The organism is Marinomonas sp. ef1, assembly GCF_002806845.1.
Classification (GTDB): Bacteria; Pseudomonadota; Gammaproteobacteria; order Pseudomonadales; family Marinomonadaceae; genus Marinomonas; species Marinomonas polaris.
In genome coordinates this window covers 115,878-142,132 of the sequence record NZ_NHTT01000006.1, presented here as the reverse complement: position 1 = coordinate 142,132, position 26,255 = coordinate 115,878, and the positions used below count along the sequence as shown (strand labels likewise).

Below are 26,255 nucleotides of genomic sequence, written 5' to 3'. Positions count from 1 at the left end.
TTTATTACTTATTCGCAGGCGCCTAATCGTTTTGAAATGGTATCTGCTGCTTGTTTGACTTGTACTTTCATTTCTTCATAAACGTCATCGTTGGTACGAAAAGCGGGAGCTGTCACACTAATGGCTGCCACGGCTTCATTGCGTGAATTGAAAATCGGTGCCGCTGCACACTTTATACCTATTTCATGTTCTTCTAAGTCGAGAGAAATACCCGTTGTTCGAATAAGTTCTAGATTGGCTTTTAGGGCTTCAGAAGAGGTCAATGTATGTTCTGTGTGGCGAAAAAATGCTTGAGTGTCGATGACTGCTTGTTGTTTATCGTCTGGTAAAAAAGCTAGCATGGCTTTACCAACACCTGTGCAATAGACAGGACCTTTTTTGCCAACTGCAGAGTACAGCCGCAGACTTTTTGGGCTTTCTAGCTTATCAATATAAATCACATCAGAGCCATCTAGGACAGCAAGGTGAATGGTTTCTTGTGTGCTTGACCATAAGTCTCGCATCGGCTCAGCGGCAATATCTCGAATATCTAAATTAGCCCAAGTGCGATGAGCAAGAGCAAGTAATCCATACCCTGGATAATAGGCTTGTTTGTGTTCGTCGAAGCGGACTAGACCATGTTCGAGTAAGGTGTTTAATTGCCGATGAGCGGTAGCTTTAGGGAGTTCTGAAAGATCAACTAATTCAGCAAAACGTAAGGGTACCGGAGACGTGCAAACATGGTTGAGCATGTTTAACGCTTTGCTAAGTGATGACCCCGAGGTTTTGGTTTCCATGACGTTTCCTGTTGGTAATACGTGCTATTGTTTATTTCTCATTAGACATTTTAGCACCCTGTAGGATGGGAAGATAATACTCACCCATTTAAATATATTGTCACAACGCTTTGTTTTTTGATTTGCTATTATAACGTTGTTTCTATTTTGGTTTTATATAGATGAGGATTTGTATGACAAGCTCTATGCGTATTTGGCGTCGTATGATTATGCCTGATCTCGTCCGTGTTCATCGTTATCAGAGCTTGCCTGAGCAAGGCCCAAAGGTATTGTTTTTTAGTGGTGGCTCGGCTTTGAATAAAATTAGTCGAGTGTTTAAAGAATACACTCATCATTCAGTACACTTAGTGACACCTTTTGATTCGGGTGGCAGTTCTGCACGATTGCGTGCTGAATTTGATATTCCTGCGGTCGGAGATTTGCGCAGTCGCTTAATGGCGTTAGCAGATGAAACCGTAATGGGTCAGCCAGAAGTATATGATTTATTTACGCATCGTCTTCCTCAGCAAGCGGAAGCGTTAGCATTAAGAGAGCAGTTGCAGCTGTTGGTGTTGGGTGAGCATCCGTTAATTGAGTGTATTCCTAACCCGATGAAAGCCTTGATTCAAACGCATTTAGCGGTGACTCAAGCACGTATTCATGCTGATTTTGATTTGCGCGGTGCCAGTATTGGTAATCTGATAATGGCTGGTGGATATTTAAATAATCAGCAGCAGTTGGATCCGATCGTTTTTTTGTTTTCGCGATTAGTTAAAGCTTTAGGCGAAGTGAAAACGACACTGGATGCTAGCTTGCATTTGGGTGTCGAACTTGATAGCGGCGAAATTGTCTTAGGGCAGCATAGGATTACGGGAAAAGAAACTGATGAACTGTCTAGCCCGATAAAGCGAATGTGGTTAAACAAAGGTTTACGTAATATTGTGCCGACGAATTGTCATATCGCGGATGATCGTAAAGACGCCATCGAAAGTGCTGACTTGATTTGTTATCCACCAGGTAGCTTTTATAGCAGTTTACTTGCCAATCTTTTGCCCGAGGGTGTTGGTAGATCGATTTGCCAAAACCCTAACCCTAAAGTGTATTTGCCCAATTTGGGTACTGACCCAGAGCAACATGGCTTGTCATTAATGGAGCGAGTAAAACGTTTAGTTTCTACGGTTATGGCCGATACAGAGGTTACTGGTTTGTACTCAGCATTGGATTATCTGTTACTTGATGATTCATATAATTATGGCGAGCTAGACAGCCAATTATTGAATGGTCTAAATGTTGTTGTTATAAGAACGCCATTGATTACTGAAAAGCAGCATAAGTACGATGAGCGTTTAGTTGCTAGAGCTTTGTTGTCTTTTGTTTAAATTCACAGACTTAAGTGACAAAAAAAGTTTGTGCTATCTTTAAATAAGATAATTAAATGCGGTTTGGATTAATTCTGGTTACGTGACGTAACATTTTTGTGTTTTTAAAAACAAGGTCTTAAGTGTCATAGTATGTAGTATATGGTACTGATCAAAAAGAGAGTGGTAATGAGTACACGAGTACTGATTTGTGACGATTCAAAAATTGCGCGTAAGCAATTAGCAAGAATATTACCGATAGACTGGGATGTCGAAGTCGAGTTTGCTGAAGACGGTCAAGAAGCACTGGATATATTATCGTCTTCTGCTTTTGATATTTTATTCTTAGATTTAAATATGCCGGTGAAAGACGGCTATGAAACCCTTGAAGTCTTGCGGTCTTTTAATCCGTCACCTGCTGTCATCGTTGTGTCTGGTGATGTTCAACCAAAGGCCATTCAGCGGGTAAAGGATATGGGAGCAATTGCCTTTCATAAAAAGCCAGCATCCGCAGAAGAACTACGTAGCTTACTAATTTCTTTGGGACTTTTTTCAACTGATAATGATGATAAGCAAAATAAGGTTGTTGTCGATCAGCCTACAGCTGCAGAGCAGTTTACGCTTAACGAATGCTTGCAAGAAATTTCGAATATTGCCATGGGGCGTGCTGCTAGTGTTTTAGCAGAGATGCTGAATGTATTTATTAAATTGCCGGTTCCGAGAGTTAATATTTTGGAGGTTGGCGAACTGCAAATGGCACTTGATTACAGTGTTAAAGATGACAGCTGTTCAGCGGTTTCACAAGGTTTTGTTGGTTCTGGTATTGCATTTGAAACACTGCTTATTTTTAGTGATTCCAGTTTCCCTGATATGGCGAAACTTTTAGGCGTAACGGACACCATTACTAGAGAGTTAGAAACAGAGCTCTTGATGGATGTGTCTTCTGTTTTGGTGGGCCCTTTTATGTCCGCCATTGGCAAGCAGCTTAATATCGATTTTAGTCATAGTCATCCGTTATTACTGGGTCAACACGTTAAAATTGCAGACTTGATTAACGAAAAGAAAGCTACGTGGAAAAGAACGTTAGCGGTTGAAATTGTTTATGAAGTGGAAAACTATCAAATTAGTTGTGACTTAATTATGCTTTTCACCGAGGATTCTGTGCCGACACTAGAAAATTTATTGTCCTTTTTGGTTGAGGAAGACGAATGAGTAATGAAGCAGAAGGAATGGCAGATCTTCACTGGATGTTCGATATGCTTCATCATATCGATGTCGGGCTTGTGGTCTTGGATTCGAAATATCGGGTGCAGCTATGGAATAATTTTATGGAAAACCATAGCGGTATTAGTTCATCGATAGCGAAGCAGCAATCTCTACTCACTCTTTATCCAGAATTAGATACGGGGTGGTTACACCAGAAGTTAGATAATGTTTTTGGTTTGAAAACACCGATTTTTATATCGTGGGAGCAGCGACCTTACTTATTTCCATTTAAGAGCTATCGCCCAATTACTGGAATTGCGGATAAAATGTATCAGAATGTGGCAATACGCCCGATATCGAGTCCAGATGGATCAATCAAGAATATTTGCTTGGTCGTCTATGATGTGACTGATATTGCAACCAATAAAATGGCGTTATCTTCCGCTAACCAGAAATTACGACGTTTGAGTCAAGCTCTATCTAAATAGCTCTTTCTAAATATAAGCAGCGTTCTCTAAATAGGAAAAGTGCCTTCCTTTTGTGTATTCGGTGGAAATAAGGAAGGCGATTTTTTACTGTTTCTTCTTTGCAGTTTTTTTCGCCGGGATTTTATAGAGCTCTACCAAGTTTTCTTCCTGCCTGTCACCCTGTAGGCATAGGCCCTCAGGGTCGATGAGAACGCGTCCATTCATTGCTTCCCGCCCAAGTAACATTCTGTAGCCCATGCTGTCACGATTGGTTAGCGTGACTTCTGCTTCCCATGAGATACCGCCAAGAGAAAGGGGTATGCGAATGACTGGGCGGCTTTCTTTGTCTCCGCTAGAGCTTTTAATGACTCTTTGATCAACAAGCTGTGCTTCGCAATGCACGGTTACTTTACGATTTTTTTGTAAAGGGTGAACTTCAAAGCTTACCCAGCTCTCACCATCACGAGAAAAACGTACGATATTGATTGCATGCATTGATGACGTTTTTGCGCCCGAATCTACTCGTGCTTTAATCGCTGGGATATTAAGGGAAGGAAATGCGCACCATTCGTCGCAGCCAATGACCATTTTGGGTTCGTTCTGTTGATTCATAAAAAATATGACACCTTTTAAAATGAAAGCAGCATACGTTAACGATAATGAAAACGTGCCCTAAGTTGCTGTGTTTTATAGCGTAAAAGTGCGATCAGGTTAAGTCTTTATTGATACACAACAAGGTTATCCGTTTTGTTATATTGTCAGTATAAGCTCAAACTATTGTAATCATGGCATCTAAAGTTAATATGGGCGTACGAAATTACTTTAATGGAGTTGTTGATGAATGGCCGACTGATGCAAGAGTTGGAAGAATTGGGTGGTGAAATACGCCCAGCAAGCTTAAGAAAGTGCGACGAGATCGTCATTGAGCAACCAGGCTTTAGTGCGGTCATTGCCTTATGGGGCGGGCATTTGGAAAGCTTCATTCCTGCGGGTCAAGAGGATCTGTTATTTCAATCGACAAATCCTGGTGGTGAAGGCCGTTTTGGGCGTCGCCACTTTGGTGTTCCTGTTTGTTGGCCTTGGTTTGGTGCTAATGAGACGCATGCGGATTTCCCTGCACACGGTCTTGCTCGTTATTTTCGCTGGGAATTCATTGAGGCAGGGCGTTTTAAAAATGGTGATGTGAAAATCGTCATTCGTTTGGCTTCAGAAGATCATCCTTTGATCGAAGAGATGTGGCCATTTGCCTTTGAGTTACGACAAGTCTTTCGTTTCTCTAATAAGGGTTTTCGAGTGAATTTCTCGGCGGCGAATCTATCCGATAAGCCGATGCTAATTAGCGAAGCTTTGCACACCTATTTTAATGTTTCAGATAACCAAACGGCTGAAGTGCATGGCTTAGATCAAGTAAGTTATGTCGATAAGTTTGATAATAGCAGTCAGAAGTTGCAACAAGGTGCAGTGACACCATGTGATCACATGGACAGGGTGTATACTTCTGCTCCAGAAAAATGTGAAATCCTAGATGCTGGGTTGCAAAGAAGATTGGTGATTAGCACAGAAGGTAGTAACAGTACTGTGTTGTGGAACCCAGGTGCAGAAATTGCTAAGCAGCGCACTGATATGGAAGATGATGACTATCGTCGTTTCGTCTGTGTCGAGGCTGGTAACGCGCTTAGCGATGCTTATAGCATTCCAGTCGGTGGAATTCATCAGCTTAAGTTAAAAGTGAAGAGCAAGTCTCTGGTGGACGAATAACTTTCTACAAAGACTCCATAGACAGTTTAATACATAAAAAAAAGCCCGCTGGTGTTGACTGTTTAAATATTAAAAGTCACACCTAGCGGGCTTTTTAGTTTTTGATTTTCAATTCCAATGAAAAAACTGTGCTCTTTCATTGGAATTGATGCAGCGCTTAATCAATATTATATTCCATGATTAATGGCGCGTGATCTGAAAATCGTTGGCCTTTATAAATCGTGCCGCCTTGGATCAGATTTTTGATGCCTGGAGTGGTGATTTGGTAATCTAAACGACCACCTTCATCTAATTTCCATGCACGTTCATAATCTGGCCACCAAGTATATTGCTTGTCTTGCTTGTTTACTTGGCGGAAAGCGTCGATGTATTCCAGCTCATTGAAAATTTCATTTATCCACTTACGTTCTTCTGGTAAAAAGCCAGAGTTACGTTGATTGACGAACCAGCTGCTCACATCGATCGGTGAACGAGCAACATTGGCTGTACCGCAGAAAATAAATTCACGACGCTTGCGACGAGTTTTAATGAGATGGTTTTTAAAACCTTCCATAAAACGATACTTATGTTCTTGCAGCGTTTCCTCGTGGTTTGAACCGTGAGGTGTCAAGAAAGCTCCAATGCTGACTTTATCGAAATCCGCTTGAATAAAACGACCTTCAAAGTCGCATTCAGGGAATCCCATGCCAGTCATAATGGCTTTAGGCATGGTTTTGCAATAGATAGCCACACCTGCTTGCTCTGGATTTTCCATCGAGTCAAAGAAGTATGTGTTATACCCAGGTGGGAAAAACACACTGTCATTTAGTGTGCGTTCATCTGCCTGTATGTCTTGCAGACACACAACATCTGGGTCCTGACGAACCATCCATTCAAAAAAGCCGCGTTCTGCTGCTTGTCTTATACCGTTTACATTAAGGCTGATGACCTTCATTTCTGGTCCCTACAATTCCTAGCCGTGTGTTATATTAGCGCCTATCCAATGTTGGCATGGCTTCGCTCGTTCTTGGCGGCGCTTTGTTGTGTACTATTTATTATCTTTCTGGAGTTGGCATGAAACCTTACCAAAGAGACTTTATCGAATTCGCTATTGAACAAAACGTGCTGCGCTTTGGCGAATTTACGCTTAAATCAGGTCGCGTAAGTCCTTACTTTTTTAATGCAGGCCTATTTAGTTCTGGGCAAGCATTAGCTAAATTAGGGCGCTTTTACGCAACCTCATTAATGGAAGCAAATGTTCCATTTGATGTTCTATTTGGCCCTGCCTATAAAGGCATTCCATTGGCAACGACCACAGCTGTTGCTCTCTATGATCATCATAATGTAGACACACCATACGTTTTCAACCGTAAAGAAGCAAAAACTCACGGTGAAGGCGGTTCTCTAGTCGGTGCTCCGTTAGCTGGTAACGTCATGATTATCGATGACGTTATTACTGCAGGAACTGCCATTCGAGAAGTGATGGCTATTATTCAACAAGCCAATGCCCTTCCGGCTGGTGTTCTTATCGCCTTGGATCGTCAAGAACGAGGCCAAGGTGAATTGTCTGCTATCCAAGAAGTCGAACGTGACTTCGGTATGCCTGTTATTAGTATCGTATCTTTAAATGACATCATGACGTATTTGGCAGAACAGGATTCTCCTGAATTTGCTAAACATCTTGATGCCGTTAAAGCATATCGCCTTCAATACGGCATTTAATGCTAATACAAATACTAAGGTTTGAGGTTTTTCTCAAGCCTTAGCGATTTAGCATCAAGTTCTGTGCCAATACTGTCCATTGTTCGGGCCAAATTTCCATTGGCTTAACTTTGAACTCACTACGAACGTAATGGCGTATTTTTCCTTCGATAATAGCTATCAGGAAATTTGCACAAGGCGCAACGCCCATCGCAGGTCGTAAACCTTGTTTCAAGTCTGCTTCACGAATAACTTGTTTTAGCTGGGTTTCAATGCGATCAAATACTTGGGTAATACGAACGCGTAAACGCTCAGTTTCGCCTGCTAACGCATCGGCTGTTAGCAAACGACACATACCAGGGTTTTGTTCAGCAAATCCTAGTACTAGTGTGACTATCATCTCTATTCGAGCAATCACGTTACTTTCTTCTTGTACGATACGGTTGATGCGCGTGAAGAGACTTTCCTCAATAAACTCGATCAAACCTTCAAACATCTTAGCTTTACTGGGAAAATGACGATACAACGCCGCTTCTGACACACCAACTTGCTTTGCTAAAGCGGCCGTAGTGATACGTGCTCCTGGGCTGCTTTCTAGCATTTGAGCGAGCGCTTGCAATATCTGTGTGCGACGATCGTTTTTCTTGTTGCTCATTTTTCGTGTCCAGTTTCTAACCAGTGTTGTTAATTGCTAGTATCGTTAAGTGATAGTATCAACAAAAGCGAAAAATCTTATTCGCCAACTTTGGTGTTTGATATTAGTGTACCAACGCCAGTGTCGGTGAATATTTCCAATAAAGTCGCATGTGGAACTCGTCCATCAATAATATGAGCACTTGTTACGCCAGCATTAACTGCTGATAGCGCGCAGCTGATCTTAGGTAACATGCCGCCATAAATCGTGCCGTCAGCAATCAAGGCATCGACTTGCGCTGTGCTCAATCCAGTTAACACATTGCCTTGTTTGTCCTGTACGCCTGAAATATTGGTCAGTAGCATAAGCTTTTCTGCGCCAACCGCTTCGGCTACTTTACCGGCAACAAGATCCGCATTGATGTTATAAGAGTTGCCCTCGTCATCCACACCAATTGGTGCAATAACTGGAATCAGGTCGCTGTTTTCAAAGAACTTTAAGAAGCTGGTGTCGACACTGGCGACTTCGCCAACGTGGCCAATATCCACTTGTTCTGGTGCTGTCATACCTTCCGCTTGGTGTTTCACAAAAAGCTTCTTCGCTTTAATGAAGCGGCTGTCTTTACCTGTGATGCCGATGGCTTTACCGCCAGCTTCACAAATTAAGTTAACGATTTCTTTGTTTACTTGACCGCCTAGTACCATCTCAACTACATCCATGGTTGCGGTATCGGTTACTCGCATGCCATTGATGAATTTTGATTCGATGTTCAGTTTAGCAAGCATTTCACCAATTTGTGGGCCGCCACCGTGAACCACGATAGGGTTAATACCAATGGCTTTCATTAAAACGATATCTCGCGCAAAACCTGCTTGTAGGTTTTCATCTGTCATGGCATTGCCGCCGTATTTAATAACCAGCGTTTTACCAGCAAAGCGTTGAATGTAAGGAAGCGATTCGCTTAAAACCTTAGCAACATCTAAAGCAGACTCACGAGAAAAAGCCACGGATTACGTACTCCTGTAAACAAAAATGGGTCGCACAAAAAAATATACAAACTCGATAGGCGTATTGTTCTATCAACGACAAAATATACTCACTAAGTATGGCAAAACGGTGACAGCCAAGGCTGACAACGAGTGTAAGCAACCACTTAGGTTTGAAATAATAGCGTGATCTTGAAGGATTAACTATAGAAATTTGTATGAAACTTACGAAGTTTGGACTTATGAAAGTTAATTTCGTTTGTGTGAAGAAAGATGAGTGAATGAATGTGGTGACGAACACGAAAAGGGTGAATTAATCTCACTCTTTTCGTGTGTTTTTTGCTTATTTTGTGCCTGTGTGGCCAAAGCCGCCTTCGCCACGTTCAGTACTTTCGAATTCAGTAACAATATTAAATTCAGCTTGAACGACAGGTAGTAGAACTAATTGCGCAACACGCTCACCTGGTTCGATAGTGAATGTCGTATTACCGCGATTCCAACAGGAAACCATTAGCTCGCCTTGGTAATCCGAGTCGATTAAACCAACCAAGTTACCCAAAACGATACCATGTTTATGACCTAATCCAGAGCGTGGCAAAATTGTCGCAGCCAGATTTGGGTCTTGGATATAAATAGACAAACCAGTTGGTAGTAGTGTCGTTTCACCCGGAGCAAGATCAATCGCTTGATCAAGGCAAGCGCGTAAATCTAAACCAGCAGAACCCTCAGTTGCGTAGGTTGGCAGCGGAATCTCTTTGCCGATTTTGTCGCTAAGGATTTTTAATTGAATAGCTTGTTTCATGGTTATCTTCTCTTTTTTTCTTAATTCATGATGGGTGTTAAGACGAGGACTTAATATGTTGTTGAATAAATTCAACGAGTTGATTTGCTAGCTCGCTTTTTGCAGCTTTATCTGGAGACCAAGTTTTGTCTTGAGTAATAACAGTGACTTGGTTTTCATCTTGATTGAAGCCAATGTCGGCACGAGAAACGTCATTGGCGATGATAATATCCAGACCTTTTCGTTCCAGTTTGCTTTTCGCGTATTCGATCACATTCTGTGTTTCAGCCGCAAAGCCAACCATGGTTTTTGCGCGTTTTTGTTGAGCAAGTGTCGCGATGATGTCTGGATTTTTTACTAATGTCAGGGTGATTTCATCTGTATCGGATTGCTTTTTCATCTTCTGGTCGCTAGCGGCTTTCATTTTAAAGTCTGCAACCGCAGCGGCACCAATGAACACATCGGCTTGTGTGTTCATGCTTCGCTCACAAGCCGCCAGCATGTCATCGGCACTTTTTACAGCGATGATGTTTGCACCAGCAGGAGTTGCTATTTGCACTGGGCCACTTATTAATGTGACCCTTGCGCCACGAGCAATCGCAGCAGATGCGAGAGCATACCCCATTTTTCCAGAACTGTGATTGCTGATGAAGCGAACTGGATCGATGGCTTCCATCGTTGGGCCTGCAGTAATCACCCAATGTTGTCCCGCCAAATCTTGTTTGATCGATGAACCTTGGAAATGCGTGATGACTGCATTGAAAATATCACTCGGCTCGCTCATGCGCCCAGGCCCAATGTCACCGCAAGCTTGAGCACCATCAGCAGGTCCGATGTTTAATACGCCTCGTTCGGCCAGTAGTTTTGCATTGGCTTGTGTTGCAGGATGACGCCACATGGCTTGGTTCATCGCAGGAGCAAGCAAAACAGGGGATTCGGTGGCTAAACATAGGGTGCTTAATAAGTCGTTTGCCATGCCTTGAGCATAACGAGCCATGAAGTCAGCAGAAGCGGGTGCTATTACAATTAAGTCCGCCCATTTCGCCAGTTCTATATGTCCCATTCCAGCTTCGGCATTTGGGTCTAATAAGGTACTGCGTACTGGATGGCCAGAAATCGCTTGTAGGGTCATTTCCGTGACAAAAGCCTTTGCGCCTTCTGTTAAAACGACTTGCACCTCTGCGCCAGCCTTAGTTAACAAACGAATTAACTCGATGCTTTTATAGGCTGCGATGCCACCAGTAATGCCTAATAGAATGCGTTTTTGAGCGAGATTTGACATAAAAAACTTCTCAATTCGATCTGTGATAGATAAGGTTAACAAATAAGGCAGGAAGCCTTTTGCGGTTATATATACGCCGCCGCTATATTTGTTTGTCTAAATAAGAGCAAGATTATCATGTATCAAGGAGTAGATCATGAGTATTAAACATTGGCCTGAGCAAGAAAGGCCGCGCGAGAAGTTAATCCAGCAAGGCGCTGGCGCGTTAAGTGACTCTGAGCTTTTGGCTATTTTTCTTCGTACTGGAACGCAAGGTATCAGTGCGGTAGAACTTGCTCGACAACTACTTACTCAGTTTGGTGGGTTGCGTTCGTTAATGTCGGCCAGTCGAGAAGAGTTTTGCCAAGGCTTTGGCCTTGGTGATGCTAAATATACCCAGCTACAAGCTGTACTTGAGATGTCCAAGCGTCATTTACAAGAACAGCTGATGCGCGAAACCGTGTTCGCTAGTGCGGAACATGTTCGAACCTACCTTTCTTCCCAACTGCGTCATTCTCCACGAGAAGTTTTCGCGGTGCTTTTCTTAGATACCCAACACCGATTGATTCGTTATCAAGAACTCTTTATGGGAACCATTGATGCCGCGGCAGTATATCCGCGTGAAGTTGTTAAAGCCGCGCTGCAATATAACGCCGCCGCGGTCATTCTGGCTCATAACCATCCAAGCGGTATCGCAGAACCCAGTCAGGCTGATATCAGTATTACCGATAAAATTAAACGTGCGCTAGACCTCGTTGATGTGCGATTGCTCGATCACTTTGTCGTCGGTGATGGCTCGCCTGTGTCGTTAGCGGAGAGGGGATTGGTGTAGGTACTGCTTTTAAGTCTGATGATAGAAAAATGAGAAGTAGTTTGTATGTTATTTAATTTTACAATTTCGTTTAAAGTTCCTATTTGATTACTTTATATAGATTTTTAGGTGTCAAAGTAACTGTTTTAGGACTTAGTGTTGTTTTTCTTGATGATCTGTTCGGAAAGTTCTAAATTTAGGACATAAAAGTTATTTTAATCTTACAATGTCACTATATTGGAACCTTGTATGGCTATCGAAAAATCTGCGGCCGCTCTTTCTGAGGAGCTTGGTGAACGTTTAAAGCAGGCTAGGTTGAATCTTAACCTGACTCAGTCTGAGGTCGCGGCACTTGCTGGCGTTGCTCGGAAAACGGTTTTAAATGCCGAAAAAGGGAAAGTGCAATTAGAAGTGTTTGTGGCAATCATGATTGCACTGAATTTAACGGATCAATTGAATTTATTCCTGCCAAAACAAGAAATATCACCATTGCAGCTGGCTAAGCTAGAGGGCAAAAAACGGCAGCGAGCGTCAGGAGTGCATCGAGAAAATAATAAAGGGATATTAGAATGGTAATGGAAGTTATTAGGGTCTCTTATCAAGGTCATGATGTTGGGGCTGTAAGCTTTGATGTCGAAAAAGGCATAGGAGCTTTTGAATATACAGCAAGTTTTATAAAAAAAGGGATAGAGCTTTCTCCTCTTAAAATGCCGTTATCCAGACGGATTTTTAGTTTTCCTGAACTTGATTTTAATACCTTTAAAGGCTTGCCAGGCTTAATAGCAGATTCTCTCCCCGATAACTTTGGTAACTCAGTTCTTAATGCTTGGGTGGCAAGTCAAGGTAAGTCTCCTAATGACATTTCTCCTCTACAACGGCTTCAATACACTGGGAAAAGAGGTATGGGAGCTCTGGAGTATTCACCCGCTACAAAACTTCGTAGCCTAAATGCATCGCAACAAGTTGAAATTCAATCTCTTGTTTCAATCGCGCAAGAAATTTTAGATTCTCGTGGTGTATTTGAGGTAGAGCTTAATAAGGATGGACGAGAAGAAAGAGAAGCAATGCTGTCGTTACTCTCTGTTGGTATGAGTGCTGGCGGAGCAAGACCTAAGGCTGTACTGGCATTTAATAAAGACTTTACTCAAGTTCGCTCTGGGCAAACGACCGTTCCTGAAGGTTTTACTCATTACCTAATGAAATTTGATGGTGTAAATGAACACAATCAAAACCAAGAGACATTTGGGGATCCCTTAGGTTACGGAGCTATGGAATTTGTTTATTATTTGATGGCCAAAAGTTGTGGTATTAAAATGATGCCCTGTAGGTTGCTTGAAGAAGGTGGCAGGCGGCACTTTATAACGCAGCGTTTTGATCGCGTAAGTAATACCAAAGTCCATGTCCAGACGCTCAATGGGTTGGCCCATGTTGACTACAATAAACCAGGCTCATTCTCCTATGCAGAAATATTCAGTGTGGCTCGGCAATTAAAGCTGCCTGCAACTGATGCCCTGCAGATATTAAAGCGTATGGTATTTAATATTATTGCTCGGAATCATGATGATCATGCCAAAAATTTTGCTTTCATTCTGAAAAATGAGGGTTGGTCTTTAGCCCCTGCCTATGATTTGGCCTATAGCTACAAGCCTGGAAGTAAGTGGGTTAATAGTCATTGGATGAGTTTAAATGGAAAGAGAGATGGTTTTACGCGAGCGGATTTTTATAGTCTAGAGAAACTCAGCCCCTTATTTGGCAAGAGCAAAATTGACAGTATCGTCGATGAAACGATCGAATGTGTCTCTAGGTGGCCGACCTTAGCCCAAGAGTGGGGTGTTCCTAAGTTACTAATAGAAGAAATTTATTCTAATTTAAGGCTTAATCTTTAGATCAACGACAGAAAGCTAAAACTCGTTAGTGTCCTTGGTTTAGTGGGGGAGGTGTTAGCTACGTTGTCTTTTTAGAAAAACATAGTATTAGAAGAACATAGTTGGGCTCTGCAGAGGTAGACGTTGGATTCGATAAGGAGCGCCATTATGTTTTTCTTTGATGCTTTTTGTTCGACAGAGTCAATTGATCATTTTTTAACAAAAGAATTGCTCAATTGGTTGGCTTATGGGAAAATGCGCGCCGCTATATCCTCGGTATGGGATTTTTTTGATTCATAAGGAATCATGCTCCGCCTGAGGAAGTGAAACACTTCCAATAATCTTTCTGGATAGCAAAAGGTATTTAATTATGTCTCGCGTATGTCAAGTTACTGGGAAGCGTCCTGTTACAGGTAACAACGTTTCTCACTCAAAACGCCGTACTAAACGTCGTTTTCTTCCTAACCTTCATTGGCACCGTTTTTGGGTCGAAGGTGAAAACCGTTACATCCGTTTACGTGTATCTTCTAAAGGTATGCGTATTATCGATAAAAAGGGCATTGAAACAGTTCTTGTTGAAATGCGCGCTAACGGCGAAAAAGTATAAGGATCTGAATCATGGCTTCTAAAGGCGCTCGCGATCTAATTCGCATGGTATCTTCTGCTGGTACTGGTCACTTTTACACAACTGACAAGAACAAGCGAAATACTCCGGACAAACTTGAAATGAAAAAGTTTGATCCAGTTGTACGTAAGCACGTTATGTACAAAGAAGCGAAAATTAAATAATTTTTGCTTCTTGTCAAAAGGAACCGACTCATTGAGTCGGTTTTTTTGTATCTAGTAACAACACCTTGTTCATTTGGTCAATATTTTTTCTGTGGCAATTAGTAGCTGCACTTTATTTGTTTACTCAGTATTGTCTGTGTGTCTAGTCATCATTGAGGTTAACTATGCCTGAGTTACCAGAAGTAGAAACCACCTTACGTGGCATCGAACCCAAATTAGTTGGGCGCTCTCTCGCTAGGGTCGATATTCGCCAGCCAAAGCTGCGCTGGTTAATCACGCCTGAGCTAAGCTCTGAAATGGTAGGTGAGGAAATTACTCATCTTTCTCGTCGTGGTAAATACATCGGCATTCATACGTCAAAAGGCACCTTGATTGTTCATCTTGGTATGTCTGGCAGCTTATATTTTGTGCCAGCTGACACGCCACCGTTATTTCATGATCATGTAGATTTTTGCTTTACCGATGATGATGTGTGGCTAAGATACACTGACCCTCGTCGCTTTGGTGCTATCTTGTGGACAACTGAAGATTGGAACGAGCATGAGCTAATAAAGCACTTAGGCCCAGAACCGCTGTCTGATCTTTTTAATGCTGATATGCTTTACGCGCGAGCGAAAGGTCGCAAGGTTCCAATTAAGACCTTTATTATGGACAGCAAGGTAGTTGTGGGTGTTGGTAATATTTATGCCAATGAAGCGCTATTTAAAGCGGGCATTCGTCCTGATCGTTTGGCCGGTAAGATAAGTAAGGTGCGTTTGGCCCGTTTGGTTGAGTGCATTAAAGTGGTGCTAGCAGCTGCCATTAAACAGGGCGGAACGACATTAAAAGACTTTGTTGGCGGTGATGGCAAGCCTGGTTATTTTAAGCAGGAGTTGGCTGTTTATGGTCGGGCTAATAAAGCTTGTATCATATGTAGTGCGCCACTTAAAGAAATCCGGCAAGCTCAGCGTAGTACAGTTTTTTGCATCAACTGCCAATCTTGACCAATTGTTTAGGTTAGGCACAAGAATTGCTACCTAGTCTGTTGACTAAGTAGATGCTCAGAAAAAGATTATTTTTGAGTGGGCTTTTTGTAAATACGTAAAAATGTTGCTTAAAATGTGCAGATTACATTGCGGTATTCTGCTAATCGGTTTATTTTTGACCAGTTAGGCAGGGTTTATAGTTGCCTAGACTAAATTACATATATAAGAGGAATTGGAATGAAAGCTGTCTTTCTTGCGTCCGTTACAGCGCTTGCTATCTCATCAACCATGGCTTACGCTGCGACAGAACCAGCGGTTGTGTATGACCAAGCAGGTAAATTTGATAAGTCTTTTAACGAAGGCGTTTACAATGGCGTGAAAGAATACACGGCTGAGACGGGCATTCAGGTTCGAGAATTTGAACCTAAGAACGAAGCTCAGGTAGAGCAAGGTCTACGCCGCCTTGCTAAACGTGGTTATTCTCCTATCGTTACCGTTGGTTTCAACATGACTTCTGCGGTTGAGAAAGTCGCTAAAGATTTCCCTGAAATCAACTTCACTATTATTGATGGTGTCATCGATCTTCCAAACGTTCAGTCTGTTGTTTTCAAAGAGTACGAAGGCTCCTTCCTTGTTGGTGCTTTGGCTGCGATGGCATCTAAAACCAATACTGTAAGCTTTGTCGGGGGCATGGATATTCCTCTGATTCGTAAGTTTGCTTGTGGTTATGAGCAAGGCGTTAAATACCAGTCCTCTAATGCCACTGTTTTGCAAAATATGACAGGCTCTACTGGTGCGGCGTTTAATGATCCAACAAAAGGTTCTGAATTGGCAAAGAGCCAATTCTCTAAAGGTTCAGATGTTGTGTTTGCGGCTGCAGGTGGTACAGGTATCGGTGTATACCAAGCTGCAAAAGACGAAGGTAAATTGGCGATTGGTGTAGATTCAAACCAAAACCATGTTCAGCCAGGCACAATGCTAACCTCTATGGTTAAACGTGTAGACCAAGCGGCTTACAAAACGTATAAAGATGCCGCAGCAGGCACTTGGAAACCTGGTTTGGTTGTTTTAGGTTTGTCTGATGGTGGTGTTGATTGGGCGCTAGATGACAACAATGCCAGCCTAATTACTGCAGATATGAAAGCGAAAATGAAAGACATTCGCGCCAAAATCATCAGTGGTGAAATTAAAGTTCACGATTACATGTCAGATAACACTTGTAACTACTAAGTTGCATCAAAAAACAGTTACTTACATAGAGTAGGTAACTGTTTTTTTTGTTCTAGTGTGTTCCATTTTAAGCAGATGAATTACTTTTAGATATGACGAATAAAACAATGCCATACGCAATTGAATTGCGAGACATCAGTAAACGTTTTGGTGCGGTTCAGGCCAATAAAGACATTTGCTTACAAGTTCCGGCTGGCACGATTCACGGTATTATCGGTGAAAACGGCGCGGGCAAATCCACTTTGATGAGTATCATTTATGGCTTTTATGAAGCCGATACGGGTCATATTGAAGTTGATGGTAAGCGCGTTGATATTCGTAGCTCTCAGGATGCTATTAATGCTGGCATAGGTATGGTGCATCAGCATTTTATGCTGGTAGAAAATTTTAGTGTTCTTGAAAACGTTATTTTAGGCGCTGAAGGCGGAGCAGTACTAAAAAATGGTATCGGTGCAGCTCGCATAGAATTGCAACGCTTGGCTCACGAATACAGTTTGGATATTGATGTAGATGCAATCGTAGAGGAACTTCCGGTTGGTTTACAGCAACGAGTTGAGATCTTAAAAGCGCTATATCGTGGCGCACGCATCCTTATATTGGATGAGCCCACAGGCGTATTGACACCACAAGAAGCAGATCACCTGTTTCGCATTCTAAAAGCCCTAAAAGATCAGGGCGTTACCGTATTGTTAATCACCCACAAATTACGTGAAATAATGGCTTCCACCGACAATGTGTCGGTGATGCGCCAAGGTGAAATGGTTGCTCATCGAGAAACAGCTCACACCAGTAAGGAAGATCTTGCCGAATTGATGGTGGGCAAAAAAGTTCGTTTAACAGTCGATAAAGATGAAGCTCAGCCAAGTGAAGTGCTGTTGTCTGCGCAAAACTTGTCGCAGTTTGACAGCCAAGGCGTTAAACGCTTAAAGAATGTAAGTTTAGAGCTGCGTGCTGGTGAAATTCTGGGTATTGCTGGCGTATCTGGCAATGGGCAGAGTGAATTATTGAATGTCCTATCTGGTATCACACCTATGGACGAGGGCGAGATTCACTTTGCTGGTCAAGTTATCACTGCGAAAGCGCCAAAAGATGCGGCACAAATGCGTGATTTGAAGATGGCTCATGTGCCTGAAGATCGCCATAAAATGGGTTTGGTAACGGGCTTTGAAGCGTATGAAGCGGCTGTCTTGGGCTATCATAATTCGCCTGTTTATAACGGCAAAATTCTAATGAATCGCAAGGTAATGCTCGATGAATGCAATGAGCGCATGGCAGCTTGGGATGTGCGTCCACCGAATCCTCATTTGAAAACGGCGAATTTTTCCGGTGGTAACCAGCAAAAAATAGTTATTGCCCGTGAAGTTGAGCAAAACCCTGAAGTATTATTGATTGGCCAGCCAACTCGTGGCGTTGATATTGGTGCAATTGAAAATATTCACGAACAAATCGTTAAATTAAGAGACTCAGGTAAAGCCATTTTACTTGTGTCCGTTGAATTGGATGAAATTATGGCACTAAGTGATCGCATCATTGTGATGTTTGATGGTGCGGTAGTCGGTGAGCTAGATGCAAAAGATGCCGATGAACGAACCCTTGGTCTGATGATGGCTAATGCCTATAACGAAGAGCAAGAAGGCGAAGAGCAAGCAGAGGTGTCCGCATGAGTCAGGCGAAAGTCCCTACTTGGGTAAATATTGCCCTTATTCCTGTGCTAAATATTATGTTGGCTTTCTTGGTTTCTGGATTGGTGATTCTTGCCATTGGTGAAAACCCAATTGAAGCTGCTGGATATCTTATTTATGGCGCTTTTGGTTACGACGAAGGCATTGGTTACACGCTTTACTACGCAACAAACCTTATTTTTACTGGCTTAGCTGTGTCTGTAGCCTTTAAAGGTGGTTTGTTCAATATCGGTGGTGAAGGGCAAGCTTATATTGGTGGTCTAGGTGTTGGTTTGATCTGTTTGTCACTGGATCACACCATGCCATTATATGTGATTGCGCCTTTGGCTGTAATTGGTGCAGCAGTTTTTGGTGCAGCATGGGCATACATTCCAGCTTATTTACAAGCTCGTCGCGGTAGCCACATTGTTATCACTACCATCATGTTTAACTTTATTGCCTCTTCGTTGATGGTTTACTTGATCGTAAACTGGTTAAAAGAAGATGGCCGTATGGCACCAAACAGCCGAACGTTTGAAGAAAGCGCTTGGTTGCCTTATCTACATGAATTGCTTTCTCCAATAGGTATCGAAATTGGTGACTCACCATTGAACCTTGCTTTCATTTGGGCTTTGTTGTGCTGTGTGTTTGTTTGGGGATTAATTTGGCATACACGTTGGGGTTATCAGCTGCGTACGCTAGGAACCAATCCTACGGCGGCTCGTTACGCTGGTATTGATACTGCGAAAGTGACCATTTGGGCAATGTTGATTTCTGGAGGCTTGGCAGGTTTTGTTGGCCTTAATGAAATCATGGGTGTGAATCATAACTTGTTGCTCAACTTTACGGCGGGTTACGGTTTTGCCGGTATCGCAGTGGCCTTGATGGGACGTAATCATCCGATTGGTATTATTCTAGCAGCTATTTTATTTGGTGCCTTGTATCAAGGTGGTGCCGAATTAGCATTTGAAATTCCAACTATTACGCCTGAAATTGTCGTTGTTATTCAAGGTTTAGTGATTCTATTCTCTGGTGCGCTTGAGCATATGTTCAAGGATCGTATCGAAGGCTTTTTTATTCGCAGAGCGGTCGCGTAGGGGAAAACTATGTTTGAAACATTAATACTCATGTTAGACGCGACAATGCGCGTATCTACTCCGCTTATCTTTGCTGCGTTAGCTGGCTTGTATTCTGAACGTGCGGGTATTGTTGATATCGGTTTAGAAGGTAAGATTTTAGGCAGTGCCTTTGCAGCGGCAGCAGCAGCAGCTGTTTTTGGTTCGGCTTGGATAGGTTTGTGCTTTGGCATATTGGCCTCTGTTAGCTTAGCTATGATTCACGGCTTCGCTTGTATTACTCACCGCGGCGATCACATCGTTTCTGGTGTGGCGATTAATACTATTGTGGCTGGTTTGACGGTTACTTTGTCTATGCACTGGTTTGGTATGGGCGGACAAACACCGGCACTGGTTGGTGATGCGCGCTTTTTAGACATTACTTTCCCATTTGTCGATGCAATGGAAAGTGTGCCTATAATCGGACAAATTTATTCGAACTTGCTTAGCGGCCACAATATTTTGGTTTACTTGGCCTTTATTATGGTACCAGTGACCTATTGGGTTATTTATAAAACTCGCTTTGGCTTGCGCCTTCGTGCGGTGGGTGAGAACCCTCATGCGGTTGATACTGCTGGCATTTCAGTGTCTTTCATTCGTTACCGCGCTTTGATTATTTGTGGCATTTTATGTGGCCTTGCTGGCGCGTATTTGTCTACTGCTCATAACGCAGGTTTCTTGAAAGATATGAGCGCGGGTAAAGGATACATGGCATTGGCTGCGCTTATCTTTGGTAAATGGCGTCCAGTTCCAGTATTGCTTGCTTGTTTGTTGTTTGGTTTCTTAGACGCTGTTGCGGTTCGTATGCAGGGCGTTGTGATTCCAGGTATTGGCGAAGTACCAGTACAAGCAATCGAAGTATTGCCGTATGTATTAACCGTCTTGTTATTAGCAGGTTTCATCGGCAAAGCTGTTGGGCCAAAAGCTATCGGTCGCCCTTACGTGAAAGAACGAGCCTAACATGCCAAATAAGGAGCAAAGCGCTGAATTATTTGCATTGGCTAAAGACGCGATGAATAAAGCCTATGTGCCTTATTCTCGCTTCCATGTGGGCGCGGCGATTTTAACGGCTGGTGGCAAGACTTATTCTGGTTGTAACGTGGAAAACGCGGCTTATCCAGAAGGAACGTGTGCTGAAGCGGGCGCTATCGCTTCCATGGTGCTTGGTGGCGATACGCTGATTAAAGATATTTACGTTATTGGGAAAGGTGAGGAATTGGTAACACCTTGTGGTGGTTGCCGTCAGAAGATTCGTGAGTTTTCTTCTGTGGATACCATGATTCATATTTGTGGCGCAGAAGGCGTGAGAAAATCCCTCACAATGAACGAGCTATTACCCTTCTCGTTTGGCCCAGAAAATCTTGACCAGCAAGCCAGTTAGACGTCAGAGCTAAATCCTGATAAAAAACCACCTTCGGGTGGTTTTTTCGTTTATATGGTTTTTATTTAGATATTCTTTGATATAGAAAGCTTTTAGGCGGTCTTATTAGTTGAGAGCCAACGAGCAAGCATCGGCCCAGCAATCAGTACCAATAGAAAGCGAGCAACCTGCATGGCCATCACAAAAGACACATCAGCATTGGTTGACGCGGCGATTATGGCAACAGAGTCAGCACCGCCAGGGCTGGTGGCAAGGAAGGCCGTGAGCGGGTCGATATCGGCAAAAGTAATCAAAAGCATGGCCAAGCAGGCATTAATCGCAATTAAGGCTAGAATCGCGGCTAATACATGCGGAAAGACATGCCAAGCGTGCTGCAACACTTGTCGAGTGAAGCGAAAGCCAATCCCCCAACCCAGCATTGCAAAGCTAATCGCCAAGCACCAATGGGGCAGAATAATTGGTAAAATACCGGAGAACTTGATCACCAACCCTACTGCAAGAGAAAGCAGCAAAGGCCCGCTTGGTAGACGAAGTTTTATACCAACAATGCTCGCTACCAAGATGACTGCTAGCGTAATAGCAAAACCAGACCATGACGACACGCCAAGCCAATCAATCGGTTCAGCAGAAACACCATCGACGTGAAATACCGCCGCAACAATCGTTGCCGCGATAGCACAGCAAGCCACACGTAAATACTGCATAAAGGCGACCAGCCGCATGTCCGCTCCGTAAGACTCAGACATAATAGTCATTGCGGATGCCGCGCCAGGAGAAGAACCCCAAATGGCAGTAGTGCCGGGCAATAATCCGCTACGACTAAGCAACCAGCCCAAAAAGCTAGACGCGACAATCGTCGAGACAGTGCCAATTAGAAACAACGGCCATTCCATGGAGATTTTCGCAAAGACCGTCAGCGGAAGACTGTTGGCTATCATCATGCCCAAAATACCTTGAGCCATTAAAAACATTGGCTTTGGCAGTGTCATACCTGCGCCACTGGTGGCTAAAATAATTGCTGTAATCATAGGACCAAGCAGAAGCGCCGCTGGCAAATTAGCGTATTCAAAACAAACCACTAAAACAAAAGATACGGCTAATAAGACGGTTAATCGCCAGGTTGTTGGCCAACGAGAAGGGGTTTTGCAAAGTGATAAAAAGCGAGAAGTCATGTCTATCTGTCGAAAAAAAAGCAGTGGGTTTAATGGCGCCAAGCATACCTTAAATAAGCTGGTATTATTGGCGCCTCTGGTGATGTTAACCATACTCGCAACTTATGTTAGTGCATTGTCATGTTGGGAATTGCTATGAGCATTAAGGCAAAGAATAGGAAGATACACCAAAAAACTGACAAGAAGCTGACTGATGTTTCGTTAGGTTGAGTTTGCTAGGCGGACGTATCTGTTACTATGAGACTAAGAGCATAGCATCTGAAAATCAAAGCGACTTAAAGGAAAAGAAAAAACAATGCGAAAAATTAGCACCTTATGTGTGGCAATCTTGTCTCTTGTTCTAACCGCATGCGCAAGTGGTCCAATCAGTCGTTCCGATTCAGTAGGGTTCGAAGAAAGCGGCGGAGCCAGTTATTACGCCATGAAGTATCAAGGACGCAAAACGGCCAGCGGAGAATTGTTTGATCAAAAAGCCATGACTGCCGCTCATAAACGATTGCCTTTTGGCTCAAAAGTAAAAGTCACCAACGTCGCCAATGGCAAGAGTGTTGTGGTGCGAGTTAATGACCGTGGGCCGTTCGTAAGTGGCCGAATTATTGACCTTAGCAAAGCCGCTTTTCAGCGCATCGGTAATACTCGCTCTGGTGTTATAGAAGTTGAGATTGAGGTATTGAACTAGTTAGGAAGCATCCCGACACTTTTCCAGCAAGCTCGGTGTCAGTTTAATACTGGCGACCATTTGACCGAAATCATCTGGATCGCGTTGAATGGAAAAGCCTAAATGTCGGCAGAATTCGATCATGCGTTTGTTTTCGGCCAATACAATACCTTTCATCACACGAATGCCTTTGTCTGCGGCGACTTGCATAAGTCGTCGCATTAGATAAGACGCTAAGCCTAAACCTTGGAATTCATCGCCAAGTACCACGGCAAATTCACAACTTTGATCGTCGAAGTTATCTATGTATCGTGCGGTGCCGATCAATAAATCTTGGTCATCCCGCTGAATCACCGCGAGTAAGGCCATTTCTCGGTCGTAGTCGATGTGGGACATGCTGGCGAGCATGCGCGGTGTCAGTTCTTCGATATTGGAAATAAAACGAAAATAGCGAGTCTCATGAGACATGCTGCGAACAAAATCCGCCAAAATGCCTGAATCTCTCGGTAAAACAGGTCTAACGGTGGCGATCTCGTCATTTTTCAATACTCGCTCCGATACCCATTGTCTTGGGTAAGGATGAATGGCGAGATGTTCATAACGACGCCAATTTTTGCAAAGACGAAGGTTGGCCGTGACGTCAGCGTAAACACTACCACTGTCATGAAGCCTCACATCGGCCATTTCTAGGCTTTCAATTTCAGGTAATTCGCAAACCATAGAGGATAAGTTGCGCAGTAAACTTTCTAGCTCAAATGACTCTTCACCGGGAAAGGCGCGTTGAATTAAATCTTTCGCCAAAATGGTATTGAGAGGTGGCAAAGCAACGGCTTCAGCTTGTTTATGTTGCTGAGCACCTTCCAACGACAAACCAATGGCTGGGCCAAATACTTTATCCTGAAATACTCTAAGATGGATCGGTGCAGATAACTGATTTGAGGCCTGACGGCGAGTAATTAAGCGAATATGAAACAGCTCAAAAATATCTCGTAACGAATCCGTATGAGGCGTTTTTTCAACCTGTTTGAGCTCTTGTCTGCGTTCTTGTTTAAAAAGGCGATTAAGCGTTTTTGTTGCTTCTGAAACATCAATTTTAAAACGAAACGCATGACTGTCTGGTGATTGTTTGGCGAGTAATTGGTTACGCTGGAATTGCACCAAGAACTGAAATCCTTCAATAGCCGTCTCTGGGGTACGGAAGGTTGGAATGCCAGCTTCGTTAATACGCGTACGCATGTTAGTCATGTTGCCACCACCAAGCAAACATACCATAACGAGCTTTTTCTGTGTTCGATGCAACTTGATGATGAGATCGTAAAGGGAATCTATGTCTATTAGCGCAGTTGGGCTTAGCGTTAGTAACACCGCACCACAATCATCACTCTGCAAAGCATTAGCGGCAAGATCAATAAAGAGATCTGTGGCGCAACTTGCCCAAACCGTTGTCACCGGGCCAATGCCACCGCGACCCGCCATGGTGGATTCCAATCTATTGTGTAACTCGCCTTCTGGCGTGAGTAGGTCAATGCCTAATTCCATAGCGCGTTGTGCCGCGAGTTCGCCCGGCCCTGCGCCGTTACCTATAATTAACAACGAGCCATCTTTTACCCGACGGGCATTTGTCATTACCGAGGCTGCCGCGATTAAATCATTCAAGCGTCGTCCACGTACTGCACCAGTTCGGCTGAGTGCGGCGTCGAGTACTCGCTCATCGGCACCGACGGAATGTTCGGTGACAACGGCAACGGGTTTGCTTCGCCCTGTAGCGCGTAAGCTGCTAAGGAAGCGTGTCGGACGACCTATTTTTTGCAGATACATCAAAATGGCCTGACTGTCGAAATCATTGGATAAGTAATCCAATACTTGCGATGGCATCACATCGACAGGTGACCCCATAGAAACTACTTGAGAAAAGCCGATGCCTTGCCAAGTCGCCCAATCTACAAGCGCACTGGCGACCGTGCCAGATTGCGACATTAATGCTAAGCGTCCCGGTAAAGGCTGAGTTAAACCAAGCCAAGCAAAGACGCCTTGTTTAGGTCGACAAATACCAAAACTGTTCGGGCCAAGTAATCGAACATTGTGTTTGCGCAGCGCTTCAACCAGTGATTCTTGGCTGTCGCCTGTCCAAGACAACATTAGTAATGAGCCAATGCCCGCAGCGCCACAGGCGGCAATAATGTCTTCCATGGAAGGTTGGCTTTCTTTGGAAGAATAAGAGCCAACTAACACGGCAAGATCAGGGCTTGTGGTTAATTCGCCGAGCGTTGAAAAAAGCGGGAAGGAGAACTCTGTCGCAGGCTGAACACCAACAAGACTAACTGGACAGGACTTTTTTGTATGAGATAAGGACGTTAACAGCGCCAGCATGAGAGGGTCGTGCGCATCATCGCCAGTGAGCACCACCATAGACTTTGGGGCGAGTAGAGATTGTAATGCGTGTTGGCTCACTTAATTTTCTCCTGAAACTCACTTTATGCTTTGTGACTGTAGCTCTGTCTTGGGACTGTATCACAGTCCTCTATAATACGAATTGTAGACCATGGTAGGGTAGACTGTCTTTTTCATTCGTGGCTTGATATAAGAAGATCGTTTCATGCTTACTGCGCTTGTAAATACTGTGTTAAAAACGGACTCGAAATGCTCATTTATAACCCATAAACTCTGCTTTCTCGTCCGTTTTTGCCTTGTCTTTACTTTGCTCATGACAGCCTGAAAGGACTTCTACAGTTTTTAAAAATAAAAAACACTGGAATAAAGATGACAACGGCTTACATCACACACACTTATTGCGACAAGCATGATATGGGAGAAGATCATCCTGAGTCTCCGTTGCGCCTTGGTGCGATTCAAAATCGTTTGATCATGGGGCAGTTGATGGATTTTCTACGTCGATTGGAATCCGATCCAGCAACGCGAGAGCAATTGCTTCTGGCTCATGATGAAGCCTATGTGGACTCTATTTTTGCGCGAGCGCCAGAAGAAGGTCATGTGGAACTAGAGCCAGAAACCTTGATGATGCCACACACGCTAGATGCTGCGCTATATGCAGCAGGTTCGGTGATTAAAGCGGTAGACTTAGTTATGACAGGCGAAATGGGCAATGCGTTTTGCGCGATTCGTCCGCCGGGTCATCATGCAGAGTACGACAAAGCCATGGGCTTTTGTTTGTTCAATAATATTGCAGTTGGAACACGTTATGCCGTTGAACAATACGGTTTAGAGCGTGTGGCGATCGTAGATTTTGATGTTCATCACGGTAACGGTACGGAAGACATCTTTAAAGCTGATCCGAAAGTGCTTTATGCTTCCAGCTACCAACATCCGTTTTATCCCTACAGCGATCCAGGTGCTTCTCACGATAATATTCTACACATGCCTCTGGAAGCAGGTTCTGGTAGCGAAGCCTTTCAAAACATCATTACTGAGCAGCTGCTGCCCGCACTTGAAGCTTTCAAACCACAACTGATTATGATTTCAGCAGGCTTTGACGCTCACAAAGAAGACCCAATGGGGCAACTAAGATTAAGCGAGTCTGACTTTACTTGGATTACTGATCTTTTGATGGATGTTGCTGATCGTCACTGTGGTGGAAAAGTAGTATCGGTGTTAGAAGGCGGTTACAACATAGACGCGCTAGGTCGCGCTGCCTTTTGTCATATCAAAAGCTTAATGAGGCTTTGAAGCTAGATTTTTAATTTAAGCTTTTGGTTTTATTTTTT

At 43.4% G+C, this 26,255-nt stretch carries 27 protein-coding genes; 18 read left to right on the top strand and 9 right to left on the bottom strand.

Annotated elements, in window-relative coordinates; genetic code table 11:
* Positions 1-8: 8 nt before the first annotated feature.
* The gene (locus CCS02_RS10205) at positions 9-776 is read right to left on the bottom strand and encodes an IclR family transcriptional regulator (RefSeq protein WP_072838839.1); all 768 of its coding nucleotides are present in this window, start codon (positions 774-776) and stop codon (positions 9-11) included.
* 173 nt (positions 777-949) lie between these two features.
* Between CCS02_RS10205 and CCS02_RS10200 the strand changes: the two genes are divergently transcribed.
* From CCS02_RS10200 to CCS02_RS10190, 3 genes are all read left to right on the top strand, one after another.
* Positions 950-2,134: a GAK system CofD-like protein gene (locus tag CCS02_RS10200; RefSeq protein WP_100186536.1), complete on the top strand. Its 1,185-nt coding sequence runs from the start codon at positions 950-952 to the stop codon at positions 2,132-2,134.
* 168 nt (positions 2,135-2,302) lie between these two features.
* Complete coding sequence (locus CCS02_RS10195) at positions 2,303-3,325, top strand: response regulator (RefSeq protein ID WP_198515357.1); 1,023 nt, start codon at positions 2,303-2,305, stop codon at positions 3,323-3,325.
* The gene (locus CCS02_RS10190) at positions 3,322-3,807 is read left to right on the top strand and encodes a PAS domain-containing protein (protein WP_100636488.1); all 486 of its coding nucleotides are present in this window, start codon (positions 3,322-3,324) and stop codon (positions 3,805-3,807) included. The genes CCS02_RS10195 and CCS02_RS10190 overlap by 4 nt, the downstream gene beginning before the upstream one ends.
* An 84-nt stretch (positions 3,808-3,891) precedes the next feature.
* On the opposite strand, the gene CCS02_RS10185 is transcribed toward CCS02_RS10190, so the two are convergent.
* Positions 3,892-4,398, bottom strand: coding sequence for an ATP-dependent zinc protease family protein (locus CCS02_RS10185; RefSeq protein ID WP_100636487.1), 507 nt, complete (start codon positions 4,396-4,398; stop codon positions 3,892-3,894).
* 225 nt (positions 4,399-4,623) lie between these two features.
* Here CCS02_RS10185 and CCS02_RS10180 point away from each other — a divergent pair, with 225 nt between their 5' ends.
* The gene (locus CCS02_RS10180) at positions 4,624-5,544 is read left to right on the top strand and encodes a D-hexose-6-phosphate mutarotase (RefSeq protein WP_100186540.1); all 921 of its coding nucleotides are present in this window, start codon (positions 4,624-4,626) and stop codon (positions 5,542-5,544) included.
* Positions 5,545-5,701: 157 nt separating this feature from the next.
* On the opposite strand, the gene CCS02_RS10175 is transcribed toward CCS02_RS10180, so the two are convergent.
* The gene (locus CCS02_RS10175) at positions 5,702-6,478 is read right to left on the bottom strand and encodes an exodeoxyribonuclease III (RefSeq protein ID WP_072838845.1); all 777 of its coding nucleotides are present in this window, start codon (positions 6,476-6,478) and stop codon (positions 5,702-5,704) included.
* A 119-nt stretch (positions 6,479-6,597) separates the two neighbouring features.
* Between CCS02_RS10175 and pyrE the strand changes: the two genes are divergently transcribed.
* Positions 6,598-7,245, top strand: coding sequence for an orotate phosphoribosyltransferase (gene pyrE, locus CCS02_RS10170; RefSeq protein WP_011978448.1), 648 nt, complete (start codon positions 6,598-6,600; stop codon positions 7,243-7,245).
* A gap of 40 nt (positions 7,246-7,285) precedes the next feature.
* Here pyrE and slmA read toward each other — a convergent pair whose 3' ends face one another.
* The 4 genes from slmA to coaBC all read right to left on the bottom strand — a co-directional run bounded on the left by slmA (position 7,286) and on the right by coaBC (position 10,907).
* Positions 7,286-7,879: a nucleoid occlusion factor SlmA gene (gene slmA / locus CCS02_RS10165; protein ID WP_011978449.1), complete on the bottom strand. Its 594-nt coding sequence runs from the start codon at positions 7,877-7,879 to the stop codon at positions 7,286-7,288.
* Between the two features lie 77 nt (positions 7,880-7,956).
* Positions 7,957-8,865 (bottom strand): acetylglutamate kinase, encoded by a 909-nt coding sequence (gene argB / locus CCS02_RS10160; protein WP_072838846.1) that lies wholly within the window; start codon positions 8,863-8,865, stop codon positions 7,957-7,959.
* 322 nt (positions 8,866-9,187) lie between these two features.
* The gene (gene dut / locus CCS02_RS10155) at positions 9,188-9,646 is read right to left on the bottom strand and encodes a dUTP diphosphatase (protein ID WP_011978451.1); all 459 of its coding nucleotides are present in this window, start codon (positions 9,644-9,646) and stop codon (positions 9,188-9,190) included.
* Positions 9,647-9,683: 37 nt separating this feature from the next.
* Positions 9,684-10,907 carry a bifunctional phosphopantothenoylcysteine decarboxylase/phosphopantothenate--cysteine ligase CoaBC gene (gene coaBC, locus CCS02_RS10150; RefSeq protein ID WP_100636486.1) on the bottom strand — a complete coding sequence of 408 codons (1,224 nt, stop codon included), beginning with the start codon at positions 10,905-10,907 and terminating at the stop codon, positions 9,684-9,686.
* A 136-nt stretch (positions 10,908-11,043) separates the two neighbouring features.
* On the opposite strand from coaBC, the gene radC reads away from it, so the two are divergent.
* The 11 genes from radC (at position 11,044) to cdd (ending at position 20,703) form a co-directional block, all read left to right on the top strand.
* Positions 11,044-11,718: a RadC family protein gene (gene radC, locus CCS02_RS10145; protein ID WP_072838848.1), complete on the top strand. Its 675-nt coding sequence runs from the start codon at positions 11,044-11,046 to the stop codon at positions 11,716-11,718.
* Between the two features lie 228 nt (positions 11,719-11,946).
* Positions 11,947-12,273 carry a helix-turn-helix transcriptional regulator gene (locus CCS02_RS10140; protein WP_100186542.1) on the top strand — a complete coding sequence of 109 codons (327 nt, stop codon included), beginning with the start codon at positions 11,947-11,949 and terminating at the stop codon, positions 12,271-12,273.
* Complete coding sequence (locus CCS02_RS10135) at positions 12,267-13,583, top strand: type II toxin-antitoxin system HipA family toxin (protein ID WP_100636485.1); 1,317 nt, start codon at positions 12,267-12,269, stop codon at positions 13,581-13,583. The genes CCS02_RS10140 and CCS02_RS10135 overlap by 7 nt, the downstream gene beginning before the upstream one ends.
* A gap of 349 nt (positions 13,584-13,932) precedes the next feature.
* Positions 13,933-14,169, top strand: a complete 237-nt coding sequence (gene rpmB / locus CCS02_RS10130; protein WP_072838851.1) for a 50S ribosomal protein L28 — start codon at positions 13,933-13,935, stop codon at positions 14,167-14,169.
* Between the two features lie 11 nt (positions 14,170-14,180).
* Complete coding sequence (gene rpmG, locus CCS02_RS10125) at positions 14,181-14,351, top strand: 50S ribosomal protein L33 (protein ID WP_011978459.1); 171 nt, start codon at positions 14,181-14,183, stop codon at positions 14,349-14,351.
* A gap of 164 nt (positions 14,352-14,515) precedes the next feature.
* On the top strand, positions 14,516-15,334 hold the full coding sequence (gene mutM / locus CCS02_RS10120; RefSeq protein WP_100636484.1) for a bifunctional DNA-formamidopyrimidine glycosylase/DNA-(apurinic or apyrimidinic site) lyase: 819 nt from the start codon (positions 14,516-14,518) through the stop codon (positions 15,332-15,334).
* Positions 15,335-15,553: 219 nt separating this feature from the next.
* A complete protein-coding gene (locus CCS02_RS10115; protein WP_100636483.1) occupies positions 15,554-16,546 on the top strand; it encodes a BMP family lipoprotein in 993 nt (330 codons plus the stop codon).
* Between the two features lie 92 nt (positions 16,547-16,638).
* On the top strand, positions 16,639-18,210 hold the full coding sequence (locus CCS02_RS10110) for an ABC transporter ATP-binding protein (protein WP_100186545.1): 1,572 nt from the start codon (positions 16,639-16,641) through the stop codon (positions 18,208-18,210).
* Positions 18,207-19,304 (top strand): ABC transporter permease, encoded by a 1,098-nt coding sequence (locus CCS02_RS10105; RefSeq protein ID WP_100186546.1) that lies wholly within the window; start codon positions 18,207-18,209, stop codon positions 19,302-19,304. Before CCS02_RS10110 ends, CCS02_RS10105 begins: the two co-directional genes overlap by 4 nt.
* Before the next feature lie 9 nt (positions 19,305-19,313).
* Complete coding sequence (locus CCS02_RS10100) at positions 19,314-20,282, top strand: ABC transporter permease (protein WP_100636482.1); 969 nt, start codon at positions 19,314-19,316, stop codon at positions 20,280-20,282.
* A 1-nt stretch (position 20,283) separates the two neighbouring features.
* Complete coding sequence (gene cdd / locus CCS02_RS10095; RefSeq protein ID WP_100636481.1) at positions 20,284-20,703, top strand: cytidine deaminase; 420 nt, start codon at positions 20,284-20,286, stop codon at positions 20,701-20,703.
* A 92-nt stretch (positions 20,704-20,795) separates the two neighbouring features.
* Here cdd and CCS02_RS10090 read toward each other — a convergent pair whose 3' ends face one another.
* Complete coding sequence (locus CCS02_RS10090) at positions 20,796-21,875, bottom strand: AbrB family transcriptional regulator (protein WP_100186650.1); 1,080 nt, start codon at positions 21,873-21,875, stop codon at positions 20,796-20,798.
* Positions 21,876-22,170: 295 nt separating this feature from the next.
* Here CCS02_RS10090 and CCS02_RS10085 point away from each other — a divergent pair, with 295 nt between their 5' ends.
* Positions 22,171-22,554 (top strand): septal ring lytic transglycosylase RlpA family protein, encoded by a 384-nt coding sequence (locus CCS02_RS10085; protein WP_100636480.1) that lies wholly within the window; start codon positions 22,171-22,173, stop codon positions 22,552-22,554.
* Here CCS02_RS10085 and CCS02_RS10080 read toward each other — a convergent pair whose 3' ends face one another.
* The gene (locus CCS02_RS10080; protein ID WP_072838860.1) at positions 22,555-24,984 is read right to left on the bottom strand and encodes a bifunctional acetate--CoA ligase family protein/GNAT family N-acetyltransferase; all 2,430 of its coding nucleotides are present in this window, start codon (positions 24,982-24,984) and stop codon (positions 22,555-22,557) included.
* Positions 24,985-25,293: 309 nt separating this feature from the next.
* On the opposite strand from CCS02_RS10080, the gene CCS02_RS10075 reads away from it, so the two are divergent.
* The gene (locus CCS02_RS10075; RefSeq protein WP_100636479.1) at positions 25,294-26,217 is read left to right on the top strand and encodes a histone deacetylase family protein; all 924 of its coding nucleotides are present in this window, start codon (positions 25,294-25,296) and stop codon (positions 26,215-26,217) included.
* Positions 26,218-26,255 lie beyond the last annotated feature (38 nt).

What these genes read in the sequence shown, in the direction of transcription:
- CCS02_RS10205 (WP_072838839.1), bottom strand. Translation starts at nt 776, where the DNA reads ATGGAAACCAAAACCTCGGGGTCATCACTTAGCAAAGCGTTAAACATG.
- CCS02_RS10200 (WP_100186536.1), top strand. Translation starts at nt 950, where the DNA reads ATGACAAGCTCTATGCGTATTTGGCGTCGTATGATTATGCCTGATCTC.
- CCS02_RS10195 (WP_198515357.1), top strand. Translation starts at nt 2,303, where the DNA reads ATGAGTACACGAGTACTGATTTGTGACGATTCAAAAATTGCGCGTAAG.
- CCS02_RS10190 (WP_100636488.1), top strand. Translation starts at nt 3,322, where the DNA reads ATGAGTAATGAAGCAGAAGGAATGGCAGATCTTCACTGGATGTTCGAT.
- CCS02_RS10185 (WP_100636487.1), bottom strand. Translation starts at nt 4,398, where the DNA reads ATGAATCAACAGAACGAACCCAAAATGGTCATTGGCTGCGACGAATGG.
- CCS02_RS10180 (WP_100186540.1), top strand. Translation starts at nt 4,624, where the DNA reads ATGAATGGCCGACTGATGCAAGAGTTGGAAGAATTGGGTGGTGAAATA.
- CCS02_RS10175 (WP_072838845.1), bottom strand. Translation starts at nt 6,478, where the DNA reads ATGAAGGTCATCAGCCTTAATGTAAACGGTATAAGACAAGCAGCAGAA.
- pyrE (WP_011978448.1), top strand. Translation starts at nt 6,598, where the DNA reads ATGAAACCTTACCAAAGAGACTTTATCGAATTCGCTATTGAACAAAAC.
- slmA (WP_011978449.1), bottom strand. Translation starts at nt 7,879, where the DNA reads ATGAGCAACAAGAAAAACGATCGTCGCACACAGATATTGCAAGCGCTC.
- dut (WP_011978451.1), bottom strand. Translation starts at nt 9,646, where the DNA reads ATGAAACAAGCTATTCAATTAAAAATCCTTAGCGACAAAATCGGCAAA.
- coaBC (WP_100636486.1), bottom strand. Translation starts at nt 10,907, where the DNA reads ATGTCAAATCTCGCTCAAAAACGCATTCTATTAGGCATTACTGGTGGC.
- radC (WP_072838848.1), top strand. Translation starts at nt 11,044, where the DNA reads ATGAGTATTAAACATTGGCCTGAGCAAGAAAGGCCGCGCGAGAAGTTA.
- CCS02_RS10140 (WP_100186542.1), top strand. Translation starts at nt 11,947, where the DNA reads ATGGCTATCGAAAAATCTGCGGCCGCTCTTTCTGAGGAGCTTGGTGAA.
- CCS02_RS10135 (WP_100636485.1), top strand. Translation starts at nt 12,267, where the DNA reads ATGGTAATGGAAGTTATTAGGGTCTCTTATCAAGGTCATGATGTTGGG.
- rpmB (WP_072838851.1), top strand. Translation starts at nt 13,933, where the DNA reads ATGTCTCGCGTATGTCAAGTTACTGGGAAGCGTCCTGTTACAGGTAAC.
- rpmG (WP_011978459.1), top strand. Translation starts at nt 14,181, where the DNA reads ATGGCTTCTAAAGGCGCTCGCGATCTAATTCGCATGGTATCTTCTGCT.
- mutM (WP_100636484.1), top strand. Translation starts at nt 14,516, where the DNA reads ATGCCTGAGTTACCAGAAGTAGAAACCACCTTACGTGGCATCGAACCC.
- CCS02_RS10115 (WP_100636483.1), top strand. Translation starts at nt 15,554, where the DNA reads ATGAAAGCTGTCTTTCTTGCGTCCGTTACAGCGCTTGCTATCTCATCA.
- CCS02_RS10110 (WP_100186545.1), top strand. Translation starts at nt 16,639, where the DNA reads ATGACGAATAAAACAATGCCATACGCAATTGAATTGCGAGACATCAGT.
- CCS02_RS10105 (WP_100186546.1), top strand. Translation starts at nt 18,207, where the DNA reads ATGAGTCAGGCGAAAGTCCCTACTTGGGTAAATATTGCCCTTATTCCT.
- CCS02_RS10100 (WP_100636482.1), top strand. Translation starts at nt 19,314, where the DNA reads ATGTTTGAAACATTAATACTCATGTTAGACGCGACAATGCGCGTATCT.
- cdd (WP_100636481.1), top strand. Translation starts at nt 20,284, where the DNA reads ATGCCAAATAAGGAGCAAAGCGCTGAATTATTTGCATTGGCTAAAGAC.
- CCS02_RS10090 (WP_100186650.1), bottom strand. Translation starts at nt 21,875, where the DNA reads ATGACTTCTCGCTTTTTATCACTTTGCAAAACCCCTTCTCGTTGGCCA.
- CCS02_RS10085 (WP_100636480.1), top strand. Translation starts at nt 22,171, where the DNA reads ATGCGAAAAATTAGCACCTTATGTGTGGCAATCTTGTCTCTTGTTCTA.
- CCS02_RS10075 (WP_100636479.1), top strand. Translation starts at nt 25,294, where the DNA reads ATGACAACGGCTTACATCACACACACTTATTGCGACAAGCATGATATG.